Origin of the sequence: Micromonospora sp. L32, from assembly GCF_052068055.1 — a bacterium.
Classification (GTDB): domain Bacteria; phylum Actinomycetota; class Actinomycetes; order Mycobacteriales; family Micromonosporaceae; genus Micromonospora; species Micromonospora purpureochromogenes.
Map to the genome: position 1 here is coordinate 1 of NZ_JBQHDD010000022.1, position 5,363 is coordinate 5,363.

Sequence of the window (5,363 nt, forward strand, 5' to 3'; positions counted from 1 at the left end):
GGTGTGTGGTTGTTCTTTGAGAACTCAACAGGGTGCTTGAAAAGCCAGTGCCAATTATGATTTATACCCCGGACTGGCAGTTCTTCTTCGGGAGTGCTGTTGGTTGGGATTCCTTTGGCAACACTTTTGTTGTCAGGACAGTTTTTCGACAAGTTTTTGTTGGAGAGTTTGATCCTGGCTCAGGACGAACGCTGGCGGCGTGCTTAACACATGCAAGTCGAGCGGAAAGGCCCTTCGGGGTACTCGAGCGGCGAACGGGTGAGTAACACGTGAGCAACCTGCCCTAGGCTTTGGGATAACCCTCGGAAACGGGGGCTAATACCGAATATGACCTGGCCCCGCATGGGGCTTGGTGGAAAGTTTTTCGGCCTGGGATGGGCTCGCGGCCTATCAGCTTGTTGGTGGGGTGATGGCCTACCAAGGCGACGACGGGTAGCCGGCCTGAGAGGGCGACCGGCCACACTGGGACTGAGACACGGCCCAGACTCCTACGGGAGGCAGCAGTGGGGAATATTGCACAATGGGCGGAAGCCTGATGCAGCGACGCCGCGTGAGGGATGACGGCCTTCGGGTTGTAAACCTCTTTCAGCAGGGACGAAGCGTAAGTGACGGTACCTGCAGAAGAAGCGCCGGCCAACTACGTGCCAGCAGCCGCGGTAAGACGTAGGGCGCGAGCGTTGTCCGGATTTATTGGGCGTAAAGAGCTCGTAGGCGGCTTGTCGCGTCGACCGTGAAAACTTGGGGCTCAACCCCAAGCCTGCGGTCGATACGGGCAGGCTAGAGTTCGGTAGGGGAGACTGGAATTCCTGGTGTAGCGGTGAAATGCGCAGATATCAGGAGGAACACCGGTGGCGAAGGCGGGTCTCTGGGCCGATACTGACGCTGAGGAGCGAAAGCGTGGGGAGCGAACAGGATTAGATACCCTGGTAGTCCACGCTGTAAACGTTGGGCGCTAGGTGTGGGGGGCCTCTCCGGTTCCCTGTGCCGCAGCTAACGCATTAAGCGCCCCGCCTGGGGAGTACGGCCGCAAGGCTAAAACTCAAAGGAATTGACGGGGGCCCGCACAAGCGGCGGAGCATGCGGATTAATTCGATGCAACGCGAAGAACCTTACCTGGGTTTGACATGGCCGCAAAACTCACAGAGATGTGAGGTCCTTCGGGGGCGGTCACAGGTGGTGCATGGCTGTCGTCAGCTCGTGTCGTGAGATGTTGGGTTAAGTCCCGCAACGAGCGCAACCCTCGTTCGATGTTGCCAGCGCGTTATGGCGGGGACTCATCGAAGACTGCCGGGGTCAACTCGGAGGAAGGTGGGGATGACGTCAAGTCATCATGCCCCTTATGTCCAGGGCTTCACGCATGCTACAATGGCCGGTACAATGGGCTGCGATACCGTGAGGTGGAGCGAATCCCAAAAAGCCGGTCTCAGTTCGGATCGGGGTCTGCAACTCGACCCCGTGAAGTCGGAGTCGCTAGTAATCGCAGATCAGCAACGCTGCGGTGAATACGTTCCCGGGCCTTGTACACACCGCCCGTCACGTCACGAAAGTCGGCAACACCCGAAGCCGGTGGCCCAACCCCTTGTGGGAGGGAGCCGTCGAAGGTGGGGCTGGCGATTGGGACGAAGTCGTAACAAGGTAGCCGTACCGGAAGGTGCGGCTGGATCACCTCCTTTCTAAGGAGCACCTTCACCCGAAAGGGTGCAAGGAGCCCGCGGCCCGCGAATGTCGGGTCGGGGTGCTCAATGGCGGAGACACTGGCGAGTTCGTGCTCGGCAACGGCCGGGATCACCTAGTACAGCCACCCTTGGGTGGTGGGAACGGGAGTCCTGGTGCGGCTGGGGAGGAACGCAGAGCACCCTGTTGGGTCCTGAAAGAACAACCCCTGGGTTGTCTTTCAGAACCATGACCCCACCTTGGGTGGGGGACGGTTGCCAGGCATGGCCTGGCCTCACATACCGCCGGCGGACAGTCGGGCTGGTGTGGGGCGGATCGGGTTGTGGGTTGGTCGTTTGTTGAGAATTGCACAGTGGACGCGAGCATCTTTGTGGTCAAGTTGTCAAGGGCGAACGGTGAATGCCTTGGCACCAGGAGCCGATGAAGGACGTGGGAGGCCGCGATAGGCCTGGGGGAGCTGTCAACCAAGCTGTGATCCCAGGGTGTCCGAATGGGGAAACCCGGCACCAGTCATGTGGTGTCACCTGCACCTGAACACATAGGGTGTATGGAGGGAACGCGGGGAAGTGAAACATCTCAGTACCCGTAGGAAGAGAAAACAAATTAGTGATTCCGTGAGTAGTGGCGAGCGAAAGCGGATTGAGGCTAAACCGGCTGCGTGTGATACCTGTCAGGGGTTGCGTGGTCGGGGTTGTGGGACCCCGCTGAACAAGCTGACACTTGTTCGAGGAGTTACAAAGTCAGTGGCTAGTCGAACAGTCTGGAATGGCTGACCGTAGACGGTGAAAGTCCGGTAGGTGAAAGTTGCTGACCTTCTGTGGGTGTTCCCGAGTAGCGGCGGACCCCTGAAATCTGCCGTGAATCTGCCAGGACCACCTGGTAAGCCTAAATACTTCCTGGTGACCGATAGCGGACGAGTACCGTGAGGGAATGGTGAAAAGTACCCCGGGAGGGGAGTGAAATAGTACCTGAAACCGTTCGCCTACAATCCGTCGGAGCCTTACGGGGTGACGGCGTGCCTTTTGAAGAATGAGCCTGCGAGTTAGTGGCATGTGGCGAGGTTAACCCGTGTGGGGGAGCCGTAGCGAAAGCGAGTCTGAATAGGGCGATTCAGTCGCATGCTCTAGACCCGAAGCGGAGTGATCTAGCCATGGGCAGGCTGAAGCGCGGGTAAGACCGCGTGGAGGGCCGAACCCACCAACGTTGAAAAGTTGGGGGATGACCTGTGGTTAGGGGTGAAAGGCCAATCAAACTCCGTGATAGCTGGTTCTCCCCGAAATGCATTTAGGTGCAGCGTCGCGTGTTTCTTGCCGGAGGTAGAGCACTGGATGGTCTAGGGGGCCCACAAGCTTACCGAAATCAGCCAAACTCCGAATGCCGGTAAGTGAGAGCGCGGCAGTGAGACTGCGGGGGATAAGCTTCGTAGTCGAGAGGGAAACAGCCCAGATCACCAGCTAAGGCCCCTAAGCGTGTGCTAAGTGGAAAAGGATGTGGGGTCGCATAGACAACCAGGAGGTTGGCTTAGAAGCAGCCACCCTTTAAAGAGTGCGTAATAGCTCACTGGTCAAGTGGTTCCGCGCCGACAATGTAGCGGGGCTCAAGCACACCGCCGAAGCTGTGGCATTCACATTTCAACCTCGCTTGGACTTGATTCCTTGTGCAGGTGTGTGGATGGGTAGGGGAGCGTCGTGCCGCGGGTGAAGCAGCGGGGTGACCCAGTTGTGGACGCGGCACGAGTGAGAATGCAGGCATGAGTAGCGAAAGAAGGGTGAGAAACCCTTCCGCCGGATGACCAAGGGTTCCAGGGCCAGGCTAATCCGCCCTGGGTGAGTCGGGACCTAAGGCGAGGCCGAGAGGCGTAGTCGATGGACAACGGGTTGATATTCCCGTACCCGCGAAAGAGCGACCCTGACGAACCTCGCTGTGCTAACCACCCGAACCGGTGGTGACCTTCGGGTCGCTGTCGGGGAGCGTGGGAACCTGGTGGGTAGTAGTCAAGCGATGGGGTGACGCAGGAAGGTAGCTGAGCCCGGCCGGTGGTTGTGCCGGGGTAAGCGTGTAGGCCGCACCATAGGCAAATCCGTGGTGCACATAGGCTGAGACGTGATGCCGAGCCGATTCAGGTGAAGTCAGTGATCCTATGCTGCCGAGAAAAGCCTCTAGCGAGTTCTTAGCGGCCCGTACCCCAAACCGACACAGGTGGTCAGGTAGAGAATACCGAGGCGATCGGGCGAACTGTGGTTAAGGAACTCGGCAAATTGCCCCCGTAACTTAGGGAGAAGGGGGGCCGGAGACGTGAAGCCCCACGCGGGTGGAGCGTTGTATGGCCGCAGAGAGCAGGGGGAAGCGACTGTTTACTAAAAACACAGGTCCATGCGAAGAAGTAATTCGATGTATATGGACTGACGCCTGCCCGGTGCTGGAACGTTAAGGGGACCTGTTAGCTCTTCGGGGCGAAGCGGAGAACTTAAGCGCCAGTAAACGGCGGTGGTAACTATAACCATCCTAAGGTAGCGAAATTCCTTGTCGGGTAAGTTCCGACCTGCACGAATGGCGTAACGACTTCCCCACTGTCTCAACCACAGGCCCGGCGAAATTGCATTACGAGTAAAGATGCTCGTTACGCGCGGCAGGACGGAAAGACCCCGGGACCTTTACTATAGCTTGACATTGGTATCCGAATTAGCTTGTGTAGGATAGGTGGGAGCCGGTGAAGTCCATACGCCAGTATGGGTGGAGGCAATCTTGAAATACCACTCTGGTTGATTTGGGTATCTAACTTCGGACCGTTATCCGGTTCAGGGACAGTGTCTGGTGGGTAGTTTAACTGGGGCGGTTGCCTCCTAAAGGGTAACGGAGGCGCCCAAAGGTTCCCTCAGCCTGGTTGGCAATCAGGTGTTGAGTGCAAGTACACAAGGGAGCTTGACTGTGAGACTGACAGGTCGAGCAGGGACGAAAGTCGGGACTAGTGATCCGGCACTTGCGAGTGGAAGCGGTGTCGCTCAACGGATAAAAGGTACCCCGGGGATAACAGGCTGATCTTCCCCAAGAGTCCATATCGACGGGATGGTTTGGCACCTCGATGTCGGCTCGTCGCATCCTGGGGCTGTAGCAGGTCCCAAGGGTTGGGCTGTTCGCCCATTAAAGCGGTACGCGAGCTGGGTTTAGAACGTCGTGAGACAGTTCGGTCCCTATCCGCCGTGCGCGTAGGATACTTGAGAAGGGCTGTCCCTAGTACGAGAGGACCGGGACGGACGAACCTCTGGTGTGCCAGTTGTCCCGCCAGGGGCACGGCTGGTTAGCTACGTTCGGAAGGGATAACCGCTGAAAGCATCTAAGCGGGAAGCTCGCTTCAAGATGAGGTATCCCACCATCCTTTGGATGGGTAAGGCCCCCAGCTAGACGACTGGGTTGATAGGCCGGAAATGTAAGCCCGGTAACGGGTTCAGTTGACCGGTACTAATAGGCCGAGGACTTGACTACAAAGCTGCTACGCGTCCACTGTGCAACTCCCGACAAACGAACAACACCCAGCACTGCTGGTCGAGTTGTTTGACATGTCGATAGAGTTACGGCGGTCATGGCGGAGGGGAAACGCCCGGTAACATTCCGAACCCGGAAGCTAAGCCCTCCAGCGCCGATGGTACTGCACTCGGGAGGGTGTGGGAGAGTAGGACACCGCCGGACAA

Annotated in this window: 3 rRNA genes; all 3 read left to right on the plus strand. The window is 57.9% G+C overall.

Annotation, left to right across the window (positions count from 1 at the left end):
- Window positions 1-156 precede the first annotated feature (156 nt).
- The 3 genes from ACTMTB_RS30805 to rrf all read left to right on the plus strand — a co-directional run bounded on the left by ACTMTB_RS30805 (window position 157) and on the right by rrf (window position 5,361).
- A 16S ribosomal RNA gene (locus tag ACTMTB_RS30805) occupies window positions 157-1,673 on the plus strand.
- 373 nt (window positions 1,674-2,046) lie between these two features.
- Window positions 2,047-5,157 (plus strand): 23S ribosomal RNA (locus tag ACTMTB_RS30810).
- Between the two features lie 87 nt (window positions 5,158-5,244).
- A 5S ribosomal RNA gene (gene rrf, locus ACTMTB_RS30815) occupies window positions 5,245-5,361 on the plus strand.
- The 16S, 23S and 5S rRNA genes sit together here, the layout of an rRNA operon.
- Window positions 5,362-5,363: the final 2 nt, after the last annotated feature.